At 36.4% G+C, this 24,672-nt stretch carries 21 protein-coding genes; 11 read left to right on the forward strand and 10 right to left on the reverse strand.

The features are described from left to right. Positions 1–305: 305 nt before the first annotated feature. The 3 genes from ccsA to ACWPWS_RS06240 form a co-directional block, all read right to left on the reverse strand. Positions 306–3,575, reverse strand: coding sequence for a cytochrome c biogenesis protein CcsA (gene ccsA / locus ACWPWS_RS06230; protein ID WP_454045910.1), 3,270 nt, complete (start codon positions 3,573–3,575; stop codon positions 306–308). 293 nt (positions 3,576–3,868) lie between these two features. Beyond that, positions 3,869–4,444 carry a Crp/Fnr family transcriptional regulator gene (locus tag ACWPWS_RS06235; RefSeq protein ID WP_454045911.1) on the reverse strand — a complete coding sequence of 192 codons (576 nt, stop codon included), beginning with the start codon at positions 4,442–4,444 and terminating at the stop codon, positions 3,869–3,871. A gap of 360 nt (positions 4,445–4,804) precedes the next feature. After that, positions 4,805–5,359: a cysteine hydrolase family protein gene (locus ACWPWS_RS06240; RefSeq protein ID WP_454045912.1), complete on the reverse strand. Its 555-nt coding sequence runs from the start codon at positions 5,357–5,359 to the stop codon at positions 4,805–4,807. 456 nt (positions 5,360–5,815) lie between these two features. Here ACWPWS_RS06240 and ACWPWS_RS06245 point away from each other — a divergent pair, with 456 nt between their 5' ends. The 4 genes from ACWPWS_RS06245 to ACWPWS_RS06260 all read left to right on the forward strand — a co-directional run bounded on the left by ACWPWS_RS06245 (position 5,816) and on the right by ACWPWS_RS06260 (position 11,444). Beyond that, positions 5,816–8,395 (forward strand): DNA translocase FtsK 4TM domain-containing protein, encoded by a 2,580-nt coding sequence (locus ACWPWS_RS06245; protein ID WP_454045913.1) that lies wholly within the window; start codon positions 5,816–5,818, stop codon positions 8,393–8,395. Between the two features lie 64 nt (positions 8,396–8,459). Beyond that, positions 8,460–9,107, forward strand: a complete 648-nt coding sequence (locus ACWPWS_RS06250) for a LolA family protein (protein ID WP_209784635.1) — start codon at positions 8,460–8,462, stop codon at positions 9,105–9,107. 110 nt (positions 9,108–9,217) lie between these two features. Continuing rightward, a complete protein-coding gene (locus tag ACWPWS_RS06255) occupies positions 9,218–10,675 on the forward strand; it encodes an LptF/LptG family permease (protein WP_105682515.1) in 1,458 nt (485 codons plus the stop codon). A 124-nt stretch (positions 10,676–10,799) separates the two neighbouring features. Then, on the forward strand, positions 10,800–11,444 hold the full coding sequence (locus tag ACWPWS_RS06260; protein ID WP_454045914.1) for a hypothetical protein: 645 nt from the start codon (positions 10,800–10,802) through the stop codon (positions 11,442–11,444). Positions 11,445–11,487: 43 nt separating this feature from the next. Here the strand turns inward: ACWPWS_RS06260 and ACWPWS_RS06265 are convergent, their stop codons facing one another. The 4 genes from ACWPWS_RS06265 to ACWPWS_RS06280 all read right to left on the reverse strand — a co-directional run bounded on the left by ACWPWS_RS06265 (position 11,488) and on the right by ACWPWS_RS06280 (position 14,785). Further along, a complete protein-coding gene (locus ACWPWS_RS06265) occupies positions 11,488–12,549 on the reverse strand; it encodes a 3-oxoacyl-ACP synthase III family protein (RefSeq protein ID WP_454045915.1) in 1,062 nt (353 codons plus the stop codon). A 193-nt stretch (positions 12,550–12,742) separates the two neighbouring features. Further along, positions 12,743–13,297, reverse strand: a complete 555-nt coding sequence (frr, locus tag ACWPWS_RS06270) for a ribosome recycling factor (RefSeq protein ID WP_209784638.1) — start codon at positions 13,295–13,297, stop codon at positions 12,743–12,745. Between the two features lie 374 nt (positions 13,298–13,671). Then, positions 13,672–14,463, reverse strand: a complete 792-nt coding sequence (locus tag ACWPWS_RS06275) for a trypsin-like peptidase domain-containing protein (protein WP_454045916.1) — start codon at positions 14,461–14,463, stop codon at positions 13,672–13,674. Between the two features lie 91 nt (positions 14,464–14,554). After that, positions 14,555–14,785 carry a hypothetical protein gene (locus ACWPWS_RS06280; RefSeq protein WP_454045917.1) on the reverse strand — a complete coding sequence of 77 codons (231 nt, stop codon included), beginning with the start codon at positions 14,783–14,785 and terminating at the stop codon, positions 14,555–14,557. Positions 14,786–15,262: 477 nt separating this feature from the next. Between ACWPWS_RS06280 and ACWPWS_RS06285 the strand changes: the two genes are divergently transcribed. After that, positions 15,263–16,618 (forward strand): lipase family protein, encoded by a 1,356-nt coding sequence (locus tag ACWPWS_RS06285; protein ID WP_454045918.1) that lies wholly within the window; start codon positions 15,263–15,265, stop codon positions 16,616–16,618. A gap of 79 nt (positions 16,619–16,697) precedes the next feature. On the opposite strand, the gene pyrH is transcribed toward ACWPWS_RS06285, so the two are convergent. Next, entirely contained in the window at positions 16,698–17,405 is a 708-nt protein-coding gene (gene pyrH, locus ACWPWS_RS06290) for a UMP kinase (protein ID WP_105682522.1), read from the reverse strand. Positions 17,406–17,572: 167 nt separating this feature from the next. On the opposite strand from pyrH, the gene porQ reads away from it, so the two are divergent. From porQ to ACWPWS_RS06315, 5 genes are all read left to right on the forward strand, one after another. Next, positions 17,573–18,565 (forward strand): type IX secretion system protein PorQ, encoded by a 993-nt coding sequence (gene porQ, locus ACWPWS_RS06295; protein ID WP_209784640.1) that lies wholly within the window; start codon positions 17,573–17,575, stop codon positions 18,563–18,565. A gap of 82 nt (positions 18,566–18,647) precedes the next feature. Then, entirely contained in the window at positions 18,648–19,322 is a 675-nt protein-coding gene (gene cmk / locus ACWPWS_RS06300; RefSeq protein ID WP_105682524.1) for a (d)CMP kinase, read from the forward strand. Positions 19,323–19,417: 95 nt separating this feature from the next. After that, entirely contained in the window at positions 19,418–19,768 is a 351-nt protein-coding gene (locus ACWPWS_RS06305) for a YtxH domain-containing protein (protein WP_105682525.1), read from the forward strand. Between the two features lie 84 nt (positions 19,769–19,852). After that, complete coding sequence (locus ACWPWS_RS06310) at positions 19,853–20,161, forward strand: phage holin family protein (protein WP_209784642.1); 309 nt, start codon at positions 19,853–19,855, stop codon at positions 20,159–20,161. 3 nt (positions 20,162–20,164) lie between these two features. Continuing rightward, entirely contained in the window at positions 20,165–20,665 is a 501-nt protein-coding gene (locus ACWPWS_RS06315) for a phosphoribosyl-ATP pyrophosphatase (protein ID WP_209784643.1), read from the forward strand. Positions 20,666–20,742: 77 nt separating this feature from the next. Here ACWPWS_RS06315 and ACWPWS_RS06320 read toward each other — a convergent pair whose 3' ends face one another. Further along, positions 20,743–21,468 (reverse strand): TrmH family RNA methyltransferase, encoded by a 726-nt coding sequence (locus ACWPWS_RS06320; protein WP_209784644.1) that lies wholly within the window; start codon positions 21,466–21,468, stop codon positions 20,743–20,745. Here ACWPWS_RS06320 and tamL point away from each other — a divergent pair. Next, a complete protein-coding gene (gene tamL / locus ACWPWS_RS06325) occupies positions 21,454–24,063 on the forward strand; it encodes a translocation and assembly module lipoprotein TamL (RefSeq protein WP_454045919.1) in 2,610 nt (869 codons plus the stop codon). The genes ACWPWS_RS06320 and tamL overlap by 15 nt on opposite strands. Here tamL and ACWPWS_RS06330 read toward each other — a convergent pair. Beyond that, on the reverse strand, positions 24,060–24,617 hold the full coding sequence (locus ACWPWS_RS06330) for a SanA/YdcF family protein (RefSeq protein ID WP_408915355.1): 558 nt from the start codon (positions 24,615–24,617) through the stop codon (positions 24,060–24,062). The genes tamL and ACWPWS_RS06330 overlap by 4 nt on opposite strands. Positions 24,618–24,672 lie beyond the last annotated feature (55 nt).

The following is a 24,672-nucleotide window of genomic DNA, read 5'->3' on the forward strand; positions in this document are numbered from 1 at the left end:
CGTTTAGCTGCGACCAGTAGTTTCTTTGCTTAGTGAAACGCCTTTGCGAACGACAACTCATCAACAAAATCATTGCGAACCATAGCGTTTATAAGAACACAAGTTCTTTACATTTTACAACACTTTCAGCTTAAATAAAACACTTCTTCTCTTGCTGAGTGAAACGCCTTTGCGAACGATAACTCATCATAATATACATCATTGCGAACATAGCGTTAAAACAACTCATCCCAAAGTCAGAAACAACAGAAATAAAAAAATCCCGGAAAGTAAATTCCGGGATTTTAATTGATATGTTCAATCTTTTATTTCTTCGTTAAAGCTTTAAACTTGATATAAGAAACCGCTGATAAAAGAATCATTGTACCTACTCCGATGTATACCCAAGCCGGTACTGGTACCGGATCTCCTGCTGCATACGAGTGAAGTCCGCTTAAGTAATAGTTTACCCCAAAGTAAGTCATTACCATTGAGCAGAACGCAAACATCGTTGCTACGTGGAATGCCCATCTGCTTCTCAATCCAGGTACTAATCTCATGTGCAATACAAATGCGTACACCATGATAGAGATGAAAGCCCATGTTTCTTTCGGGTCCCAGCTCCAGTATCTTCCCCATGATTCGTTTGCCCAGATTCCTCCTAAGAAGTTTCCTACAGTTAAAGCAAACAATCCGATGGTTAATGACATTTCAGAAACGATTACCAATTCCTTCAATGTAGTATCATGATGAATTTTATAAGTTTCTTTATTGGATATAATGTAGAATACTAATGAGATTACCGCAATGATCATCGACAAGGCGAAGAATCCATAACTGGAGGTAATAATTGCTACGTGAACAATTAACCAATATGATTTCAATACCGGAACAAGCGGTGTAATCTGCGGATCAAGAGCTGAACCTCCGTGAGCAAATCCCATCATAATCACTGCTACCATAAATCCGGCTGCAGGAATTAATGCATTTGAGTTTCTATATAGTAATAAACCAGCAGTAATACCTACCCAAGAGATAAAGATAATCGCTTCGTATCCGTTACTCCATGGTGCGTGCCCTGAGATATACCATCTTGCGACAAGTCCTAAGAAATGACACAGATATCCTACTAAACCAACCGCGATGATTACTTTAATTACTTTATTTAATACTTTATTAGATTTAAACAGCTCAACAAATCCTAAGATTAAAAGAAGTCCTCCAATAATAGTATAGAAAATCAACAGTTTAAAGTTAATATCTGCTTTATTCATGAAAACCTCAAGATCAACTTTAGATTTAGCAGGAACAACAGCTTTACCCCATTTCTGCTGGTATTCTGAAAGCTTCGCCAATTCTGTATCCGCTTTGCTCCAGTCCCCTGTTTTCTGTGCTGTAAGAGCTTCTGCAAAATAAGGTCCCATTACCTGCTGAGATTCCATATCCGGTTCGAATTTCTGGTCTAACCATGAATGCCACGTGTGATTAGCATCATTCTTCACAGGAACAATTCTCATAAACTGACCGCTGAAGAATTCGTTGAAGATCTGCACTCTTTCGTTTACAGCAATTACTTCTTTATCATAATTCGTTTGTTCAGCTGGTTTTTTACGGAATGCAGTATTGTAATCGTGCTCCAGAATATAAGTAAGATTACCGTTTGCATCTGCCGGGAAAAGATTCATTAATGAAGTATACCCGTCTTCGTTTGCTTTGGTTTTATTTTTCAGTTCATCACCACCTTTAGGTCCCACTTTGATCATAGGAACCATTGTCCAGCTTGGTGTGTCTGTATTGATAGAAAGGAACCACTGGTTAGCTGTAAGAGACTTTCCGTCTGTTCCTTTGAATTCGTCTTTTTTGTATAATTTTCTTAAAACATCTAATGCTTCTGTGTTGATAGGAACAATTCTTCCTTCAAAACTTTGTACCAGAAGGTATCCGAATTTATCCGCATGCTCTTTGCTGATTTTGTTTCTTGCAATGATCTCATCCGGAGAAATAGATCTCATTTTACCCATTGGCGTTGCCAGAGAGTTCTGCTTTGGAGCAGCACCGTCAAGCGGCTGGGCAGATGGAGCCGGAGCATGAGAATGGTTGTCTCCTTCCACATGAATATGTTCTCTGCTTCCGTCAGTTGTTCCGTGAGTTTCAATTTTCTGTGCATTTAAACCTAAGCTTAAAAACACTAAAAGTACTGCTGCTGCTTTCTTTTTGTTAACATCAGTCAGCATTTTATTCAGTTTCCAGAAGTGAGTTCCTTTCCAGAAGAAGATCACAAACATTCCTAAGAATAAAAGTCCGTATCCGATATAAGAAATCAAAGTTCCCCAGTAATCGTGGTTTACAGAAAGAACAGTTCCCATTCTGTCCGGATCAAAACTAGACTGGAAGAAACGATATCCTTTATGGTTAAGAACGTGGTTCATATAAATTTTATAAGGAGTTTCTTTACCTTCATCAATGATTTTCACATGGCTTTCATAAGCACTTGGAGATGAACTTCCAGGATAAGTTTCCATTACGAAATCATCTAATTTCAGGGCGAAAGGTGTGTTGTATACTTTTGGTCCGAAACCTACCATGATGTTTAATCCATCCATAGTCACCTGCTTGTAAGCATTTGGGTTTCCTTTTTCAACAGAAAGGTCTACAATTTGTTTTGTTTTTGGTCCCTGAAGCTCAATCTGAAGCATATCCGGAACATTAGCATCTTTCTTTCTGTCCCCTTCAATAGCCATCAGTCTTCCTTTTTTAAGACCTTCAGGAACTACCAGTTTCAGTTCGTTAATTGTATATAAACTTCTTAATGCCAAAGGCTGGAATTGATCTTTCGCTGTACTTCCTGTAGCCTGAGTCGCCATGGTCATATAGCTTGCATCAACAGGAGTTTTAATGAATAATTTTCCTCCTTCGTTTTTGAATTCAACTGCGCCTTCAATCGCTCTGTTGAATGTCACCAAAGTTCCGTTGATGGATTTTGTTTCCCCCGGTTTGATGTAAATATTTTGTCTTCCTGTATTTCCGGTAGAAACCAAATGAAGATACTCAGCACCGTTTGGCTCAGCGACAAGGCTGTCTTTTTTTCTTTGAATGTATTCCTTTGCAGACACTTTCACTTCTTTTCCGTGGAAGTCATAGGTTGCATTGAAATCTTTGTGTAACGGAGACATCAGATAAGGAACATCCTGATAGTTCAGTACATCACCTTTTTCTTCGATCTGAATTTTAAAGAAATTTTTATCGGTTACGATTTCGTTGGATGTTTCACCTTCTCTGATGTGCATTTGTCCTTCGAAACTGATATATCTGGTGATGGCACCACCGATAAAAATAAAAATAAAGGCAAGGTGGAAAACAAGAACCGGCCACTTATCTTTCTTCCACAGTCTGTATCTTCCGATATTTCCTATGAAATTGAGAATCAGTAAGACCATGATCAGTTCGAACCATTTAGCCTCATAAATTAATGCTTTTGCTGTAGGAGTTCCGTAGTCGTTTTCTAAGAACGTTGCATAAGCCATCGCGAATGCGTACACCAGCAACAATACAGCCATTGTCCTGGTTGAGATAAGAATATCTTGGAGCTTCTTCATGATTTATTGTACTTGACATGCAAAAATAAGCATGATAAACTACAAAGAGCTTAAAAAAAGCTGTTTTTTATCACTTTGGCTTCGGTTTTGCTTATTTTGAAACATTCTTAATAAGCCTGAAAACATTGGGAAAAATTCAATTCCGGAAATCATCTGAATACAGATTTATAATACCTATCTCAATGATTGAAGACTTCTATTCAAAAATAGAACACTAACGACTAATTATTTGATTATCAAATAACAAATGCCAATTGTGTTTTTCAGAAAAAGAAAAGACAATAAAATAATTTCTACAATGGTACTTTTTTTCTTATTTTGCTTAAAAATTCATGAGTAATTCCCAAATAAGAAGCAACCTGCTGCTGGGTAAGCCTCTGTTCGAGTCCCGGATATTTTTCAAGGAATTCAAGATACCGTTTATCTGCTGTTTTGCCAGTTAATGAAAGAATTCTTCTTTGCAGGGCTACCGAAGATTTTTGATTCATGATCCTGAAAAGCTTTTCTATCTGTGGCATTGTTTCGTACAGATATTCTTTATCTTTTTTAGCAATCATCAAAACTTCGCTGTCTTCCAGGGCTTCAATATTCAAAATGCTCGGAACATTATTGATAAGGCTGTCTATATCGGTAATCCACCAGCCTTCCACAGCAAAATATAAAGTCTGCTCAAATCCTTTTTCATTCAGGTAATAGATTTTGAAACAACCATTCAGAACAAATCCTTCGAAGAGACAGCAATCTCCTTCTTTGAGAACAACTTCTTTCTTTTTAAACTTTTTGTATTCAAATGGCTTTACAAACTGTTTAAAATCCTGTTCTGAAAGATGTATATATTGACTGATATTTTTAAGAAGTAAATCGGACATTGTTTTGTTTAAGTCAAATAAAGGTGTCAAAATTATTGACACCTTTATGAAATTAAGTTATGTTAAGTTATTGTTGTACTAAGCAATAAAGCTCCGATTTTTATTGGGTAAACGCAAAGGCGCAAAAAGGCTTATCACACATGCAATTATCTTTTAGGCGCAAGAAAATCAAAGATTTTCAGCAAGTTGAACTGTTTTAAATTTTATCTCCGATAAAATCTTTGTGCCTTAAAAACCGCTTATATTTCAAAAAAACTCTTAGCGCCTTTACGTTTTTAATATTTTTATTTTCTCACAGATTGAGCTAATTTTTCAGATAATTATCAAAAAATCTTTGTGCCTTTCCATGTCCCCGATAGCTTATTTTAAAAGTTCATGAGTATTTATGACCCGTGCATAAAGATTTCCAAGAGCAGATACTCCGGCCAAAGTAGCCCTTTGTACTTCTGCCGCCTTCACCACTTCCCCATTCAACTCCCGGTTTCTGGTTGCTGTTGCATCTCCGATAATTGTATTCGTAAACCCAAAATCAAAAGCAGCTCTGGTAGTTGCCTCTACACAAACATCCGTCATCATCCCTGTGATCACCAGATTTTTGATTTCCTTTGACCGAAGATAATCCATCAGATCCGTTTCTCTGAAGCTGTTGGGGAAATGTTTGATAATTATTTTTTCATCTTCGCGAGGTAAAACCCTATGATTGATTTTAGTACCCTCCGTATCCGGAAGAAAAAAGGTGGCTCCATCATTGGTAGAAATATGCTGAATATGAATAACAGGAAGATTATTTTTCCTGAAATACTCTAAAACTTTCCGGGTGTTTTCTCCAGCCTGTTCGGCATTTTCCAACATCATTTTTCCTCCCGGGAAATAATCGTTTTGTACATCGATAATTAATAGTGCTGTGTTTTCCATTTTTTGTTTTTGTGCGTTCATTGTAATCAGTGAAATTATTATCAGACCTAGGGTCAGAATAGTTTTGAATGTATTTTTCATGTCTCAAATTTTATAGGTCAAAATTACACAGGCTTCTCCTCCTGACCTTTGAACTAGTTCAAAAAACGCCACTGATATATTATAATATCCATCAAATTTTGAATATTGCTACTTTTTTTCATTTACATCAATTTAAATAAGAAATTTTATTATCTTTTTTTAAAGAATATAAATATTAATCCGTTAATATAATTTAACGGTATCAGATTTGGATAAGCAAAAAAAATAGCCTTATTTTATTGTACTGTAAAAGAAAATATTTTTAAGTGGAAAAATTTAAATAACCTTTATAAAAGCGGGATTACCAAAATGTTTTTTGGATAAAAAAGATTCATTTAGTGTTGAATAAAACATTAAATTTGCGACATTGATATTATGGATAAAAAGACACAAAAAAAACCGACTGAATCGCCTGAAAAAGGCAGAATCTTATCTAAGCCACGTATTTTTTTCGGGCTTACTTTTATACTTTTATCGGCTGTTCTTGCATTCTCATTCGTCTCTTATCTGATGAACTGGAAGGCAGATCAAAGCCAGGCTGGAACGATGCTTGACAAGAGTATAAAATCTTCAAATATCTTTGGCAAGGTAGGTGACTGGCTTGGGAATATTTTTATTTTTGAAAGTATTGGGATTGCTTCATTTATCATCGCTTTTTTACTTCTTGTTGTGGGTACACTGATCCTGAAAAAGAAGATCTTTAAGCCCTGGAAAACTATTGGTCATTCTTTATTTTTTATCTGCTGGCTTCCTATCTTTATGGGAGCACTTACTAAAGGACAAGGTGTTTTAGGAGGTGTGTACGGATATCAGATCATGGATTACCTTAACTCTATTATCGGAACGGTAGGTTTGTGGACCGTTCTCGTGGCCAGTATCCTTTTATATTTTATTCTTGAATTTAATCTTCGTCCAAGCTCTATCAAAGCAAAACTGGATAAGATCAATGAAAATACTATTGGAAAAGTAAAATCTATGATGCCGGACTCTAATGATGATTTCGAGGCCGATGAGGAATTGAAAGAAGAAGCAGAGGAAACAGAAGAGGAAACGGCATCCAGAGTTACAGTAACTGATGTTACAAACCATTCTGCCAATAATCCAATTAATACAATGAAAGAGCCAGAACCGGTAAGTACTCCGAAAGGATTTCCTGAAGTTCCGGTTTCAAGCGAGATAGAAACGATTACTACTCCCAACCATACTTCTTTTGAAGCAGAACCGAGGGATGTTTCCCAACCGGTAAGTTTAAACCTTTCTGCAAAACCCATTGTTCCGGTTTCCAGTCCGGAGGAAGCATTTGACATCAGACCATCTGCTCCGTCTCCAGTGGCAACTCCCACACCTGCACAGGAAAACATTAAATTCAATGTAGAAGTAGCTCAGGTAATTGATGTTTTGGACGATTCTGATAAAAAGTCTCAGGAACTTGTAGAAAAGCACGGACTGTATGACCATAAGCTTGATCTGCCCAATTTCCAGATGCCGCCTGTAGAATTACTGAAAGATTATGGAAATGAAGAAATTTCTATCAATAAGGAAGAATTAGAAGAAAATAAAAATAAGATTGTTGGACTTCTTAAGAATTTCAACGTTGGAATTGCAGAGATTAAAGCAACAATTGGTCCTACTGTTACGCTGTACGAAATTGTTCCTGAAGCAGGAATCAGAGTAGCAGCCATTAAAAAGCTACAGGATGATATCGCACTGAATCTTTCTGCATTAGGGATCAGAATTATTGCCCCAATGCCTGGAAAAGGAACTATCGGTATTGAAGTGCCAAGAAAAAATCCTACCATGGTTTCCATGCGTTCTGTGATTGCTTCTCAGAAATTCCAGAATACGGATATGGATCTTCCGGTAGTTTTCGGAAAGACTATTTCCAACGAAATCTTCATGGCCGATCTTTCAAAAATGCCTCACTTATTGATGGCGGGAGCTACAGGTCAGGGTAAATCTGTTGGTATTAATGCAATTCTTACCTCTCTACTTTACAAAAAACACCCAAGCGAACTGAAGTTCGTCATGGTAGATCCTAAGAAAGTGGAACTTTCGTTATACTCAAAAATTGAAAGACACTATCTGGCAAAATTACCGGATGCTGAAGAAGCAATCATTACGGATACCAATAAAGTAATCAATACACTGAACTCTCTTTGTATTGAAATGGATACACGTTATGATCTTCTTAAAAATGCTTTCTGTAAAAACTTAAAAGAATACAATAAGAAATTTACCGAGAGAAAATTAAATCCTGAAAACGGTCACCGTTACTTACCTTATATTGTATTGGTAGTAGATGAGTTTGCAGATTTGATCATGACCGCAGGAAAAGAGGTTGAATTACCCATTGCCAGACTTGCTCAGCTTGCAAGAGCCGTAGGGATTCACCTTATTGTTGCCACACAAAGACCATCCGTGAACGTAATTACGGGTATGATCAAGGCCAACTTCCCGGCGAGAGCTGCCTTCAGGGTAATTTCCAGTGTAGACTCCAGAACTATTCTTGATTCTCCGGGTGCAGATCAGCTGATTGGTAAAGGGGATATGCTTTATTTCAACGGAAACGAGATCTTAAGACTTCAGTGTGCTTTCGTAGATACTCCGGAAGTGGAAAGACTGGCAGAATTTATCGGAGAGCAGAAAGGCTATGCTTCAGCGTTATTGCTTCCTGAATATGTTTCCGAAGACTCTACAAGTACAGTAGGTACTTTTGACCCGAACGAAAAGGATGCTTTATTTGAAGAAGCAGCAAGGATCATCGTTTCTACACAGCAGGGATCTACATCAATGCTTCAGAGACAATTGAAACTGGGATATAACAGAGCCGGAAGAATTATGGATCAGCTTGAAGCAAGTGGTATTGTAGGAGGTTTCAACGGAGCTAAGGCAAGAGAGGTTCTGATCGGTGACCTTCATTCTTTGGAACAGTTTTTGGAAGATCTGCGTAGTTAAAGGAAAAAATTGAATGATTTAACCTTTCAAAATTAAATATGTCTAAAGATTATTAAATAAAAAAATGAAAAATATTATTTCAAAAGTTATATTAGGAAGTTTTGTTGTAAGTGCAGTAGGTATGGCGAACGCTCAGAAGATTGATGCTAAAGCTAAAAAGATATTGGATGATATTACAGCCAACTACAATTCTAAAAAGAATTCTTACTTCAAATTTTCTTTTGGAAGCGGTCTTAACGGGCAGGTGGCAAAAACAGAACCTGGTATTTATTATGTTGCCGGAGAAAAATACAAACTGAAGATCATGGATACAGAACAGATCTTCGACGGAAACAAAATTTATAATATCAATGCGGATGATATGGAAGTAACCATTGCAAAACCTAACGGAAACAGCACCATGTTCTCCCCTATCAACTACCTGACGACCTATAGAAACGATTATAATGTAACCTACAACGGTAAGAAAATGGTCAATGGGGTTAATTCGGATTTTATTAAACTGACTCCGGTAAAAGCAAACGGAATAAAGTATGTATACCTTTTTGTAGACTCTGCGAAAAAACAAATGGTAAAACTTGAGCAGCATGGCAACAACAAAGATGTTGCGGTAATCGCTATTAAAGAATACAAAGAAAACCAGGAGTTGGATCCTAATATGTTTGTTTTCGACAAAAATAAGTTCAAAAACTACATCATTACAGAACTTTAAAAAGCTGAAAGTGAATTCGCAACCACGCAAATTTCCTTTTTAAGTTAAAAAAATAACAAAATTGAAAAAGTCACAAGTAAACTTTGTGGCTTTTTGATTAATTTTGGCGCATGTTAAAAATACTAGACCGATATATCATAAAAACCTTCTTTGGACCGTTTTTCTTTATATTCAGCGTATTGTTTTTCATTTTTATTGTAAACATTATCTGGGTTCAGTTAGGACAATTTATGGGAAAGGGATTAAGCTACTGGCAAATCCTTAAACTACTCTTTTATCTGGGGGTAAACGTAATCAGTATGGTTCTTCCCCTTACGATCCTTCTGGCGAGCATTATGTCATTCGGTGAATTTGGAGAACGTTATGAGCTTGCTGCAATGAAAGCCGCAGGAATTCCTCTGACCCGAGTAATGATTCCCCTTCTTGGAATTTCAACGGCACTTGCCATCATGTTGTTTTTCTTCTCCAATAATATTATCCCGGATTTTCAGAAAAAGGCAAAAAACATGCTTTTCAATATTGCCCAGACAAAACCGGCCATCAACTTTACTCCCGGACAGTTTATTGATCAGATTCCCGGGTATATGGTAAAGTTTGACAAAATATACGGAGAAAACGGAGAGAATATTGAAGGGGTTTTTGTGCATAAGAAAGCAAACGCTTACGAAAATCAACAATCTGTGGTAGCAGAAAAAGGAAAATTTGTTCCGGCTGCTAACAAGAACTTTCTAAAGCTTGTCCTTTATAACGGATATGTTTTTGAAGATGCTTTTGCCGGAAAAGGTGATAATGTAAGACTAAAACAGCCTGATCAGGCCATTAAATTTGATACATTGGTTTCTCACTTTGACATCAGTGAAATTATCAATAAAGCCATCGAAAAAGAACAGATTACGGATGACTACCGTTTCCAGACCTATAACCAGCTTGACGGAACGATTGCCAAAAACAAGAAAGATAACAAACAGTTCTTTGATAATATCGGGGCGGAAGTTCTTAACCAGACCAATTCTGTCATTACCTATATGGATAAGGGCAACAAGCATAAAGTAGCTCCTAAAACCCAGATTAAACTGGATACCGTGAAAGGAGAAAAAAAGCTGGAAATTATTTACAATTCCTACAGCAGGCTTGACAATCTGAAATCAACACTGGAGTCTAAAAAGAATGAATACAGTTCCAATGTAAAGTACTTCAGTAAAGTGGTGATTTACCAGCAAAGAATTGTGGCCTATTCCGTAACCTGTATTATCTTTTTCCTGATTGGGGCAAGTTTAGGTTCCATCATCAGAAAAGGAGGAATGGGACTTCCAGTCATCATCGCTATTGTTATTTTCATTGTCTTTTATGTCATGAATGTTGGGGTGGAAAATATGTCCTGGAGCGGGAAAATGAACCCTTATCTTGCAGCGTGGCTTCCCAACCTGATCCTTCTACCTTTTGGAGTCTGGATGACGTACAAAGCCCTTACAGATTCGCAGTTATTTGATGCAGAGAAATACAAAGCATTATTCAAACCGATTACGAAAAGGTTTACAAAAAGTAAAGAACATCAGAGATACCAATAAATCTGATATAGAAATAAGAAGAAAGCTCCGGAGAAATTCCGGAGCTTTTTTTATACGATTTTATATTAATAATTCATGCTTTTAATTTTTTTGTATTTTTATCAGCCACCAAAGTATCTATCATATGAAAACCTTATTTCTGGCAGCAGGTCTGCTTCTTATTGTTTCCTGTAAAAATGAAAAAGAGAAAACTTCTTATAAAGAATTCGTTTCCAGGGATAGTCTTGTGATAAAAAAGGATTCAATGCAGAGCAGCATTGAAGAAGACCCTATTGCTGAGATCAAAAAAGAATATGCTGCCCTTCAGGCTCAGTTGGAAACTAAAAAGCTGAGTTCTTCAAAATTCAATTATGATTGTAATGACGAACCTTCAGGGGAAGTTACTTTCTATTCTGACAAGGATGGAATTAAAGTGATAGAACATTTTTATGCAGAACACAGTCATTTTTCCGGATCTGAAAAGTATTTTATTAAAGATGGAAAGCCATTTTTTATTTTCAGACAAGAGACCGTGTGGAGTTTTGATGGCGGCACTCCCGAAAAACCAGTGACCAAAGATGACATTACAGAAACCCGTATCTACCTTCAGAATAATCAGCCGCTGAAATGTCTTGAAAAGAAATACAGCATAAAATCTGATCAGAAAGAAAAAACAGCTCCTGATACTATTCCGGGAAAAGAAATTCAGTGTAGTGTGGATGAAATCTTTAAGAGCTACAAATCTCTATTAAAACATAAAGACCAGAAAAGCTCCATACAATGTTTATAAAAACAAAAGAGATTGACCTTTTGAGCCAATCTCTTTTTATATTTTAAAACTGATAAACAAAAGCATTAATATTCATTCCTGCTCCTACGGAAGCAAATAAAACCACATCATTTTTGCTGATTTGATGATGTTCCAGCTCATCCCTCAGAATCATTGTCAGCAAAGAGGGAATAGTAGCCACGCTGCTGTTTCCCAGTTTATGAATAACCATAGGCATAATGTTGTCCGGAACCGGTTTTCCATACAATTGATAGAACCTGCTCACGATGGCTTCATCCATTTTTTCGTTCGCCTGATGAATAATAATCTTATTTAACTGATCAATAGAATAGCCACTGTTGTCAAGACATTTTTTCATGGCATCGGGGACATTCACCAGAGCAAATTCATATATTTTTCGGCCATCCATTTTAATGTATCGGGTATCCGGACATCTCTCATTGTTATAAGACTTTCCAAAATACAGATAATCTTTTTCTTCCAATGTATAAGAAGCTGATAAATGGGCTTTAATCCCGGAATCATCATTCTGATTCACTTCCAGAACCGCTGCTCCTGCGCCGTCAGCATAGATCATACTATCTCTGTCATGAATATCCGCCACACGGGAAAGGGTTTCTGCCCCAATCACCAAACATCGTTTCGCTATACCGGACTTAATAAATGCATGAGCCTGTATGACCCCTTCAATCCATCCCGGACATCCAAAAACAACATCATAGGCTACACAGAAATTATTTCTGATTCCTAATAAATGTTTTACCCTGGCGGCAAGGCTGGGCACCATATCCGATTGAACTGTTCCGAAACGAACATCCCCGAAGTTATGGGCAAATATAATATAGTCTAATGTTTCAGGATCTATTCCTGCATTTTCTATTGCTGAACGTGCTGCAATCAATCCCAGATCTGAGGTGACCTGTGTACTGTGCGCATATCTTCTTTCTTCAATGCCTGTAATCTTTTTTAGCTTATCCGTAATGGAGGCATTATCCTCTTTTAACAATATCCCTTCTTCATTAAGAAAAACATGGTTATCAAAAAATAAATTAGTTATTGTTTCCGATGGGATATAATTTCCTACCCCGATAATTTTTGTCATCATTTTAGTATTGCTTCCTGTTTTTTAATTAGACCTCAGGAATAATTTTATTAAATATAATGAATGAACGTAAATACTTCACAATATAGTATGGAATAAGAATGCATTGCATTATAAAAAGTTAAATAAAATAGCAAAAAAACAAAAAAAGAGATCTCCCATTGGAAACCTCTTTAGTATTTTCAACAGCTGGAAATTATACTTTCATAATTTCAGCTTCTTTTGTCTTAAGATGCTCTTCGCAAAGCTTAACGTATTTATCAGTGTAAGTCTGAATTTCTTCTTCTACTCCTTTCAATACATCTTCAGAAACTCCATCCAGCTTTTTAAGTTCTTTCAAACCATCCTGTCTTGCGTTTCTTACTGTTACTTTAGTGTTCTCAGATTCTACTTTAGCCTGCTTTGCAAGTTCCTTTCTTCTTTCCTCAGTTAAAGGCGGAACATTAAGGATAATGTTTTCTCCATTGTTAGAAGGTGCAAAACCTAAGTTTGAGTTGATGATCGCTTTTTCAATCGCATTGATTGCTGTTCTGTCCCAAGGTTGAATAGAGATTGTCATTGCATCCGGAACAGAAACATTCGCAACCTGGTTGATAGGAGTCATTGCTCCATAGTATTCTACCATTACATCCTGAACCATTGATGTAGAAGCACGTCCTGCTCTAATTCTTTGAAATGCGTGATCCAGGTGCTTTACCGCTGCATCCATGTCTTGTTTTACAGATTCTAATATAAGATCTAATTCTTCCATTATTATATTAAAGTTTGATAAATTACACATCTATTAATTCAACTGAACATCAACTAATTAAACCCAAAAACACTGTAAACATCAGGGTTTTCTTACTGTTTTAAATTATTTTTTATTATTCAGTGCTGCAAAAATAATGATTATTTCCATATTCTGGTAAGACTGCATTCTGTATTTTGTGAAAACGTTGATATTTTTGAAAATGACAGGCAAACAAAATTGAAAGTCATATAGAATCTTTAGACAAATTAAACTTAGGAATTGTCAATGGCCTCTCTTGAGGAAGAAAAGACAACATAAATGTAATGTGCATTCATCTTGTGTTCAATTTGTTAACAGAAGATGAATTCTAGAGCCTCAATTAAGGGACTAATTTAATTAAACATTTCAATTAATTCAATAACAGAATTCATTGCAACAGCTACAGAATACCCTGAATTTTTATTATCTTCTACTTGGCCAGCTAAAAAACCACCAGAACCGTAAATAGCTTGTTTTGTTATATATGGGATGTATTGAATTTGAACTCCAATAACTCCAAAAATCGTTTGCCCATCTATTTCTGCAACTTGAACAACAGCTCCTCCACTATTCCCATGTTGCACCTGGCAATCTAATATAATTGTACCTTTCTCTTTATATATTTGAGAAACTATGCCCTTTCTAATAAGTGGTAAATTATAATCATATTGTGGATTCGCTTTTATACCTATACTTGTTGGATAACCAAAAATATAAATTTCATTTGTTATTTTTATCTGTTGTATTTTAATTAACAAGTTTTCACCAAATAGAGGATATGAACCGTTAATGCCTCCAATTATATCTATCTCACCTCTAAACTTGATTTTAATCTCTCCTTCATCTATTATGTATTCAAATATGTCTAGAACTATAATATCTTTTTCTGGATGGATATATATTTTACCATTGCTCATTAATAGCTCTAAATTTATCACAAAATTTGTCACTCCCTTCAATTCTCCTAGCTCATCTAAGCTTAGGTATTTAATACTAACAGTTTTCTCTCTAAATGCATTAGTATTTAGATCCATTAAAACGTGTTTAGCAGTAACTAAGTAAGACTTTTCAGCTTTTTCGATGAAAAAGCCTGTTCCTGATCCATTTGTAAATTCTATGTGAATAGGATATGACCAATTTGTCATTGGGATGTTGTACATAATTATTTAGTTTTCAACAAATATAACAAAAAGCCCTCTCAAAGAGAAGGCTAGGATACATAATTCTTTAAAAGTATTATTCAGAAAAAAGTTGTACATCTTTATATTTACTACTGTAAAGATCATTCTTGAAGCGATTCCAGATTCTCCACCTATGAGTAATATTTTCACAGCAATAAATAGGAAGATCAAATCCAATAGAGTTATAATATTCTCTATTTGTCTTGAAAAAGAGCTTAACTTTTCCAATAACCCTTTTTACTTCTACAAGGTAGATTTCATTACCAATTAAAATCTGTAATTTCATAAGTTATATTTTATGCAATATACAATGGTCTTAATTTTTTTTCGGTTTGCTAAAATTATACTTATAGCTGTTGATTGGCAACATTTTTTTGAATTGGCATTTCTTTCTTGATCTCTTCTTTTATCTTACCCAAGTCCCTAACCCTTGCTTTCTCCATTATTACTCGGAATCAGAATTGTTTTCAAATAATAGCTATTTCCAACATGATTTTGTGTACTTGCCTTTTCTTTGAAACAAGAAATTTGTTTTTACCTAAAAACTCAACAAAAGCAAAAAACTTCGGGTACAAATACCTACCGAACATTTTGGTTATTTCTACTTAGTGTGATATGATTTTTTCTAACTTCCTTTACTATGACTTTTAAACAGAACATTAGCAGGTATTTGAGTATAATATCTGGAAGGCAAACAGAAAGTCTCAAAGAAGACATTTTCTTGTGAATTAAAAATTTAAAACTAATTTAAACCCATCACATCATGACAAATCCATCATTAGATGCCTATCAACAAGTTTTCGGTATGGCAGGTCTTGCCAACCGTGCCGGAGGCTACAACGGTTTTGGTATCCAGCTGCAGCAACAGCTTCAGTATGATTTATCCTATTATTTTAACAATGTTCCTCCGGTTAAAATAATGGATCAGAAAACACCTTCCATAGCTAATCCTTCAGCCCTATCGGAATTAGGAAGCTGGGATTTGGTCTGGGGACCTGCCCTGATTGAAGAGAAAAATGAAAAGGGAGTTCCTACCGGAGTTGCAGATAATGCATTATATGTCGTTAAGTCTAATGCTGTCGCATTTCCCGGAGGACCTACATTGCCTACTTATGTTGTAGCTATTGCTGCTACCAATCCTTCATCACTTTACGATTGGGAAACAGAAGATTTTTCAGTTTCAGAAGTGGTCAACTGGACCACTTATAACCCTTCCAATTTCGCTCCGTCACCTTATAATGGTACAGATCCTTATATTTCAAAAGGGACTGCTACTGGAATTGGTATACTGCTGGGGCTTACAAGTCCTCAATCTGCCGCTTCACCTAATACCACACTGCAACAGTTTCTTGCCAGCTTAAATCCTGACCCGAATACAGCCATCATATTTTGTGGACATAGCCTTGCCGGAGCATTATCTCCTACCCTTGCCCTTTATCTGAAAGAGAATAAAGATCTGGATGCTTTCGGGGTAACGCTTGTATATCCTACTGCCGGACCAACTCCAGGTGAAGCAACATTTGCCAATCTGTTCAACAGTAAATTCCCGCCATTGCCTTCAGGGTGGCAGCAACAGACAGGCACCTACCAAAGCTGGAATACCATGCACTGGAATGATCTGGACGTTGTGCCTCATGCATGGCCGGTATCGGAACTGGCAAAAATCGCAACTATTTATGGCCAGGCCCCTACCTATTTGACGGCTGCTTTATTAAACGCTTTACAAAAGATGGCAATTAGTGATTCTTCAAATTCAGGAGCCAGCTATACAAGAATACAGAACCAATCGCTTCCTGGGCAACTTCAACACTCAAGTGCCTCCTCGATTAGCATCAAAACACCTCCTGAGTCTTTGCAAGACTATATGCTTCAGCTATCCGTACAGCATGTGGGAATGTATAATGGTATTCCTGCGGCAGGATCCAATCCACAAGTGAATGGTCTTATTTTAACACAGCCATTACCAAAACCAGATCTGAAACTGGTACCTGGAGTAACTGCTGTTACAGAATTGGAGATGATTCTTAAGATAATAGATCAGATCATTGGGTGGATTTCTTCCCGTTATGTTTTGGTTGAAAAAGAAAATGCCACGCAAAATGCCAGTGTGGATAAATAATTAAGATTAGTGTTAAAATGAAAACACCTGCCAAAATAATCATGGCAGGTGTTTTAATATTTTTTAGGGGCAAGATTGATTATAAATCAACCAAAGTACCTACATTTTCTCCGTCTACGATTTTTTCTAAATTTCCATCCTTATTCATATCGAATACAATGATTGGCAACTTATTTTCGTGGCTTAAAGTAAATGCAGTCATATCCATTACTTTAAGATTTTTCTCGAATACTTCATCAAAAGATAATGAATTGTATTTTACTGCATTAACATTCTTTTCAGGATCGCTGTCATAGATTCCGTCTACTCTTGTTCCTTTCAGGATGACATCAGCTCCAATTTCGATGGCTCTTAATGTAGCAGCGGTATCTGTAGTAAAATAAGGGTTTCCTGTTCCCGCTCCGAAGATTACTACTCTACCTTTTTCAAGGTGTCTTACAGCTCTTCTTTTGATGAAAGGTTCAGCCACTTTATCCATTTCGATAGCAGACTGAAGTCTGGTCTTGATTCCTGCATCTTCCAATGCTCCCTGCAAGGCCATCCCATTGATAACAGTTGCCAGCATTCCCATATAGTCTCCCTGCACTCTGTCCATTCCTTTGGCAGCTCCTGCTACACCACGGAAAATATTTCCTCCTCCAATTACGATGGCTACTTCACATCCTTTATCAACTACTTTTTTGATCTCAGCAGCATATTCCTGCAGTCTGTCGTTGTCAATACCGTATTGTCTGTTCCCCATTAATGCCTCACCGCTTAGTTTCAGAAGGATTCTTTTATATTTCATCTTTTATTTTTAGTAACTTTTTATTAGTACTGGTTTCCCCAGAATTTGATTTTGCAAATATAATCATTAAAAATATTGATAAAAGAAAAATATTTAAATAGAAATAATGTAAGAAATATTTTGAAAAGTACGAAAAAGGATTATTTTTGCATTAATTATAAATTGAGTTGAAGAAAATTATCATTTTTTCATTATTTCTATCAGGAATTGTTTCTTATGCGCAAACAGGAACAAATGTTTATCCGTTCTTAAATGTGCCTGTATCTGCAAGACAGGCTGCTTTGGGTGGCGATGCAATTTCGATAAGAGATTATGATGTTTCCTTTGCTATTGCAAACCCTGCCCTGTTAAACAAAGATTCTGATAAACAGCTTTCTGTAAACGCAACGGCTTACCTTGCCGATTCGAAATACGGAACTATCGCTTATGCCAAAGACTTTGAGAATGGCCACATGGCTACCATCAATGCTAGGTATATGAGCTATGGAAGTATTCCGAGGACTGACGAAAGCGGTTTCGAAAACGGAGAATTCAAAGCTTCAGATGTAGCTATTGGAGCAGGCTATGCCTACCAGTTTGAAGAAGACTGGACGATTGGTGGAGGTCTTAATTTCGTTACCTCAAAAATTGACAACTATACTTCTTCCGCCATCTCAGGAACAGCGGGAGTTACCTATCATAATAAAAAAACCAAAGAAGTACTTTCCCTGGTGATGAGGAACTTTGGTTTCCAACTGAAATCATTCAACGGAACAAGAGAAAACCTTCCGTTCAGAGTTGATCTGGGATATACCAAAATTATCAAGAACTTCCCTCTTGCAATCACCATTACAGCACATGATCTTCAGAAATTTGATATTTCTTCAGAATATAATCTGGATGGACAGGAAGTAAAAACCGGAAGAAAAATTGCAGACCACTTTTCATTGGGAGCAGAATTGTTTCCGGAAAAGAACTTCAATATCCGATTGGGTTATAATGTGAAAAGAGGAAATGAGCTGGCTGTGGCCGATCAGAGAAACTTTTCTGGACTTTCTGCAGGATTTGGAATTAAAATTTCCAGATTCCGTATTGATTATGCCCACGTAAGGTATCACAACTCTTCAAATGTCAACCAGATAGGAATTTCCATGGATCTTTCCAGCCACAGAGGAGAGTAATCTTTTCAGCTGATTTTTTTAATTATTCCGAAAATTTCTTACTTCCTCTTGATTTTTTAAAAAAAATCTTGAAATTTGCAGTATGAAAAAACCTGTAATTGCTATCGATGGGTACTCGTCTACCGGAAAAAGTTCTATCTCTAAAATCATTGCTGATAAATTGGGACTTATTCATATGGATACAGGAGCACTTTACAGAGGAGTTACCTGGTACGCTCTGCAGCGCTGTCTGAATGAAAATGGTGAAATTGATCTGAATACATTATTTTCTTCTTTTGATCAGATCAGACTTGAATTTAAAAACAACAACGGAACCCTTATTCTTTTCCTTAATGACACAGACATCTCCAAGGAAATCCGTACTAATATCGTATCAGACAACGTAAGTCTTGTAGCCAAACAGAAAGAAGTAAGAGACTTTTTGCTGCAGTCACAGCGCACTTTGGCAGAAAAAGGCGGCGTAATTATGGACGGACGTGACATTGGGACAGTAGTTCTGCCAAATGCGGACTATAAATTCTTCCTGACTGCCAGTATTGATGAAAGAACCAACAGAAGGTTTTTAGAACTGAAAGGCCTGGGAATAGAAGCCGATAAAGAACAGGTAAAACAAAACCTTATAGAACGCGACAAGATCGACAGTGAGCGTGAAATAGCCCCATTAAAGCAGGCTGACGATGCTATCGTGATTGATAATTCTGAATTAACCAAAGAAGAAACCATAGAACTTATTTTATCTCACATCGAAAAGATTTAACAATTTTTAATAGGCATCAGGCCTCCTTTGGTATACAAATTGCAAGTTTTATTACTGTAAAAACTAATCTATTATTAATTATTAAAAAACTTAAAATGTCTAGAAAAGGAAATAATACAGCAGGTATATTGGCAGGACTTCTTGCAGGTGCTGCGGCAGGTGTAATCTTAGGAATGTTATACGCACCGGAAGAAGGTAAAGAAACCAGAAAAAAAATTAAAAATAAAGCAAATGATCTTAAAGATCAGGCTAAAGATAAATACGGAGAGGTTTCTGAAAAAATGAAAGACCAGTACAGCAATATTTCTTCTACTTTCAAAGAAACTGCAAACAGCGTAGCACATACTGTGAAAGACGGATATGATAAATACAAAGATCAGATTGTTTCCAAAACTGCAGATTTGGCAAAAGATGTAGAAGCGGAACTGAATGATCTGAAAAAATAAAATAAGTAATTTATCTTTTTAAGTAAATTACGGAAAGGAACTTTTGTGCGAAAGTTCCTTTTTTTGTAACTTTAAAAAAAAACAATGATAGAAACTATTAAAGAATACGCCTCCAAGAGAATAGATCTTCTGAAAATTGAAGCGACTGAAAAGTCGTCTCTTTCTGCCGGGCTCATTACTTACTTTGTAGTATTACTTGTTGCTTTTGCTTTTTTTATTATCCTTTTCAATTTTGGAATTGCTTTCCTTATTGGAAAAGCACTGGATAATTACTCATATGGATTCTTAATTGTTGCTGGATTTTATGCGTTGGTAATGGCATTCGTTATTGCCTTCAAAGGTAAAATTGTCAACACTGTTGCAGATCAGGTTATTAAATTTTTAAATCATTAAACTATGGGCAGAAAATACGAGAGCATAGAAGAATTAAGAAGAAAGAAAAAACTGCTTCAAGGTGAAATAAGTGATCTGGAGAATCTTCTTACCTTCAAAAACACGAAGGAAAGTCTGAGTGCATTTACCAATGGCTTAAGTGACCAGTATCTTCAGGAAAAAGTAGATGAAGACGGTGATGAAAAAGTAGTTCTGAGAAAGGATGTCATTGCGAAACAACTTACCTCAGAGGTAAAAGATTTACTGATTAATAAAAATACGGCTGTAGGAATTGCCAGCTCTGCTTTCAAGGGGGGAAATATTACAGACAGCCTTGTTAAGCTTGGTGTTACTGCGATCGTAGGAAACTATGCCAAAAAGAATATGAAAAGCTCCAACTGGAAGAAAAAACTGATTGGCGCAGCATTGATCTACCTTGCTCCTATTGCTCTGAAATATGTCAGAAAAAAAATGGAGGTCTATCAGAAAAACAAAAGTGTTTCAAGTATGGAACAACTTATATAAATGTTAGAGGTTAGAAACTAGAAGTTAGCGTATATTCATCAGTTTATATTCAATTCTAACCTCTAGTTTCTAGCTTTTTATTTTGAAAATAACTGTCCTAAAATAATCCCGGCCGCCATAGATACATTCAGGCTTTCTGTAGACTGGGATTTTCCAAACCTCGGAATGCTTATACTTTTTTGTAACAGCTTTTCCGTTTCCGGTCTCATTCCGTTTCCTTCATTCCCTAAAATAAGATTCATCTTTTCCGGTTTCTCAAAAGTATAGATGTTCTCCCCTTCCATATCTGTTCCTATGTTTACATTTTCTGTTGAAGAAAGATATTCCACAAGATCAGTATAAACCACATTCACTCTGGTAAAAGAACCCATTGTCGCCTGAATTACTTTCGGATTGTATACATCTACCGTATCTTCACTACAGATAATCTGTTCAATTCCGAACCAGTCTGCCAGACGTATAATCGTTCCTAAATTTCCGGGATCCTGTATCCCATCCAAAACCAGCTGTATCTTCTTATCTTCCCATTTTTCTTCCTCGGCAAGATAACATACCGCTACAGAATCTTTTGGTGTTTTAAGAAAACTAATTTTTTTTAATTCATTTTCAGAGATATGGGTCACAAGAGTATCAGTACGGTCCAATTTTTGTGGATCGGTTGACAATATTTCTTTAACTTTAATGTTAGAATTAAAAAGTTCACAAATGATTTTATTACCTTCAACCAAAAACAAATTGTATTTTTGTCTGAACTTCTTTTTATCTAAAGATTGTAAAACTTTTATTGTATGAGCTGTAAGCATTATAAGAATTCTCCTCAAAAATATTATAAAATTATCTCATTTGCAACATTTGTTGGTCTCCTTTATGCTTGTAGTACGACAAAAAAAGTTCCGGAAGGCGAATATCTGCTTACCAAGAACAGTTTAGAGTTCCAGGATAAGAGAGAATTTTTCGATGAAGAACTGAAAGATTACATTCAGCAAAAGCCTAACAAGAAGCAATTTCTTTTCATGCCATTGAGTTTACTGCTCTACAATATGGCGGATACGAAATACGATACAATACTTAATGAATATATGACCTATCCCGGTGAGATGAGAAATCAGAAACTGAGAGACTCTTTATTCCTTAAATATAATATGAAAAGCAGTGTCGGAAAAAGTCTTCTTTTCGATCGTTTACTGCACAATTGGGGAACACCACCGGTAATTCTTGATCAGACAAGAAGTGAAAAAAGTGCAGAGTCTATTAAGAAAAGGCTTACCTACAGAGGATTTTGGGATGCTGATGTAAACTTTAAACACACATTGGATTCCGCGTCCAAAAAGGCATCTGTTAATTATTCTATCAAACATAACGAGCCTACACGCATCAAGGATTATTTCTATAATATTCCGGATCAGGGGATCAAAGGATATTACAACTATAACCTGAACAGAAGCCTTGTGAGATCAGGACAGATTCTTGATCAGACTGTTCTGGAAAGAGAAGTAACCAGAATTACCGACCTGATGAGAGAATTTGGTTTCTATAGATTCAATGCCTCCAATGATGAGGTTTATTTTGTGGCCGATTCTCTTAAAAGCAGAAAACAGGTTCCTTTAACCCTGGAAATTCATAAAGACTCTCTGGATACTCCTTATAAGATAGCCACTTTTGGAAATATTGATGTTGCCATTGTGGATGAACCTGGTGATTATCCTAAAAATACCAAGAAAGACAGCTTAAGGAGAATAAGATTCCATACGATGAATGATAAATACAAACTGTCATCGATATGGAGGGCTATTATTCCGGACAGTAAAAAGGTTTTTGACCAAACGAAACTGGATGTAACCAAGAGAAACATTTTAGCGATGAATAACTTTAGCATCGTTAAAGCAAGAGATTCTCTGAGACAAGGTGGAATGACTTCTCCTAACGACAGTATTGTTGATGTGTTATATGTACTGAAACCCCTTCCGAAGTATGAGCTTAAAGTGGGGACAGATATCAATTATTCTCAGGTTTTAAATCTGGGGATCTCTCCTTCTGTTGACCTTACCACCCGAAATGTCTTCAGAGGAGCAGAAAACCTTTCTACAAGTCTTTCAGGGACATTTGGTTCTATCAGAAGTACAAAAGATATCAGTAAAAGAGTTGCCGCGTATGAAATATCAGCACAGGCATCCCTGAACTTCCCCAGACTGCTGCTTCCTTTTAATTATTATAAGTTTATTCCAAAACGATATACGCCTACATCATCTATTTTGCTTGGGGCATCCATACAGAACAATATCGGTTTGGGAAGATTGATTTTTAACACGGGATTAAACTACCAGGCAAGTGTTAATGATCAGGTATATCATAAGCTTACTTTATTCAATACTCAGGTCAGTCTGACAAAAAACAAAGATGCCTACTATGACTACTTTGTGAATGACGGAAGAGTAAAAGATGAGGTTTTCGGGAATTATTTTATGTTTAACCCAGAAACTGCGCAAACCGGACAAGATTATAAAGATGGAAAGCTGAGTGTAGATGAGGTTTCTAAAAAAATCATTGAGAATGACGCTTACCGTGGAAGTCTCAATCAACAGGGAAGAGATCTTTTAACCGCATTTACCGGAACATTGGTGAATAAAGACAGACAGACGCAGGATGTTCTTATTTCTTCCATGATCTACAATTTTGTTTATAGTGAAATTGGAAAGAAAGAATATCCAAATGCCTTTTATTTTAACGGAAAAGTGGAGCTTGCGGGAAATATATTAAGTATATTCAATAAAAAAGATGACGGCGGAGGTATTGTTACCGGTCCGCAAGGAACTATTTTCGGACTGCCCTATGCGCAGTTTGTAAAATTTGATATTGATACAAGAAAATATTTCAAGTTTAACGGAAACCAGACATTGGTATTACGTCAGTTTATCGGGGTCGGAATACCGTACGGAAACTCTCAGGATATGCCAATCATCAAGTCTTATTTCAATGGAGGTTCCAATGATATCAGGGCATGGGTAGCCTTTGGAGGGTTAGGTCCTGCTGATTCTCAGGTGGATGAGAGAGTACGTACCTATATGACCGACAATTTAAAACTTACAACCAATATTGAATACAGAATTCCATTCAATAAAACGTATGAAGGAGCATTATTTACTGATATCGGAAATACATGGAGTCTTCGTAATTATAATGATGGCTATGGAGATGAATTTAAATTCGGTAAGTTCTGGAAACAGGTGGGGATCGGAAGTGGGTTCGGACTAAGGTTAAATATTGCCTATGTAACAGCAAGAATTGACCTTGCATACAAGATCTATGACCCGAATAAACCTGAAGGTGACCGATGGAGGTTCAAAAATATTCAACCTTTTAAACCTACGGTTAATATAGCGTTCGGGTATCCTTTCTAGTCCGGAGAAACACCCAAAATAAAATACACTACAGCAATCACACGGGCGAGGATTTCCCTCGTCTGGTTTCTGTAGAAGCTCTCCGGTTTTGTGACATCCTGCGCATCAAATCCCAACGCATTCATATCATTATTTCTGGCAAAAAACAATGCCCTTAGATTGTGATATCCCTGGGAGACAATAATGACATTTTTCTTTTTATAAACATCCTTACAACGGAGAATACTTTTATAGGTATTAAAGCCTTTCGGATCTTCTACAATAATATCTTCCGGAACGCCTTCCTGATTAACCAGATAATTCTTCATGGCACCCGGCTCATTATACCCCTTACTCTTCTCTCCACTCACGATAATCTTTTTGATTTTCCCGTGATGATAAAGAAGTGCTGCAGCATCCATTCTTTTCGTAAAATAAGGATTCGATTTTCCCGATCTCATTTTTGGAGATGTGCCCAGAACGAGTGCTATTTCTCTTGGTGGAATTTTTGAGATTTTAGTATAGGTTCTCCCGTTGGTAAGTCCGAAAACCCACACATTACAGAAACATATCATCAGAATTCCTAATTCCAATGATATAAAACCCAGGTTAAATATGTTCCTAATGACT

It is taken from the genome of Chryseobacterium sp. Marseille-Q8038, from assembly GCF_965111995.1.

Excerpts from the sequence above, each read along its gene's own strand:
- ccsA (WP_454045910.1), bottom strand. The coding sequence starts at position 3,575 with ATGAAGAAGCTCCAAGATATTCTTATCTCAACCAGGACAATGGCTGTA.
- ACWPWS_RS06235 (WP_454045911.1), bottom strand. The coding sequence starts at position 4,444 with ATGTCCGATTTACTTCTTAAAAATATCAGTCAATATATACATCTTTCA.
- ACWPWS_RS06240 (WP_454045912.1), bottom strand. The coding sequence starts at position 5,359 with ATGGAAAACACAGCACTATTAATTATCGATGTACAAAACGATTATTTC.
- ACWPWS_RS06245 (WP_454045913.1), top strand. The coding sequence starts at position 5,816 with ATGGATAAAAAGACACAAAAAAAACCGACTGAATCGCCTGAAAAAGGC.
- ACWPWS_RS06250 (WP_209784635.1), top strand. The coding sequence starts at position 8,460 with ATGAAAAATATTATTTCAAAAGTTATATTAGGAAGTTTTGTTGTAAGT.
- ACWPWS_RS06255 (WP_105682515.1), top strand. The coding sequence starts at position 9,218 with ATGTTAAAAATACTAGACCGATATATCATAAAAACCTTCTTTGGACCG.
- ACWPWS_RS06260 (WP_454045914.1), top strand. The coding sequence starts at position 10,800 with ATGAAAACCTTATTTCTGGCAGCAGGTCTGCTTCTTATTGTTTCCTGT.
- ACWPWS_RS06265 (WP_454045915.1), bottom strand. The coding sequence starts at position 12,549 with ATGATGACAAAAATTATCGGGGTAGGAAATTATATCCCATCGGAAACA.
- frr (WP_209784638.1), bottom strand. The coding sequence starts at position 13,297 with ATGGAAGAATTAGATCTTATATTAGAATCTGTAAAACAAGACATGGAT.
- ACWPWS_RS06275 (WP_454045916.1), bottom strand. The coding sequence starts at position 14,463 with ATGACAAATTGGTCATATCCTATTCACATAGAATTTACAAATGGATCA.
- ACWPWS_RS06280 (WP_454045917.1), bottom strand. The coding sequence starts at position 14,785 with ATGAAATTACAGATTTTAATTGGTAATGAAATCTACCTTGTAGAAGTA.
- ACWPWS_RS06285 (WP_454045918.1), top strand. The coding sequence starts at position 15,263 with ATGACAAATCCATCATTAGATGCCTATCAACAAGTTTTCGGTATGGCA.
- pyrH (WP_105682522.1), bottom strand. The coding sequence starts at position 17,405 with ATGAAATATAAAAGAATCCTTCTGAAACTAAGCGGTGAGGCATTAATG.
- cmk (WP_105682524.1), top strand. The coding sequence starts at position 18,648 with ATGAAAAAACCTGTAATTGCTATCGATGGGTACTCGTCTACCGGAAAA.
- ACWPWS_RS06305 (WP_105682525.1), top strand. The coding sequence starts at position 19,418 with ATGTCTAGAAAAGGAAATAATACAGCAGGTATATTGGCAGGACTTCTT.
- ACWPWS_RS06310 (WP_209784642.1), top strand. The coding sequence starts at position 19,853 with ATGATAGAAACTATTAAAGAATACGCCTCCAAGAGAATAGATCTTCTG.
- ACWPWS_RS06315 (WP_209784643.1), top strand. The coding sequence starts at position 20,165 with ATGGGCAGAAAATACGAGAGCATAGAAGAATTAAGAAGAAAGAAAAAA.
- tamL (WP_454045919.1), top strand. The coding sequence starts at position 21,454 with ATGAGCTGTAAGCATTATAAGAATTCTCCTCAAAAATATTATAAAATT.
- ACWPWS_RS06320 (WP_209784644.1), bottom strand. The coding sequence starts at position 21,468 with ATGCTTACAGCTCATACAATAAAAGTTTTACAATCTTTAGATAAAAAG.
- ACWPWS_RS06330 (WP_408915355.1), bottom strand. The coding sequence starts at position 24,617 with ATGATATGTTTCTGTAATGTGTGGGTTTTCGGACTTACCAACGGGAGA.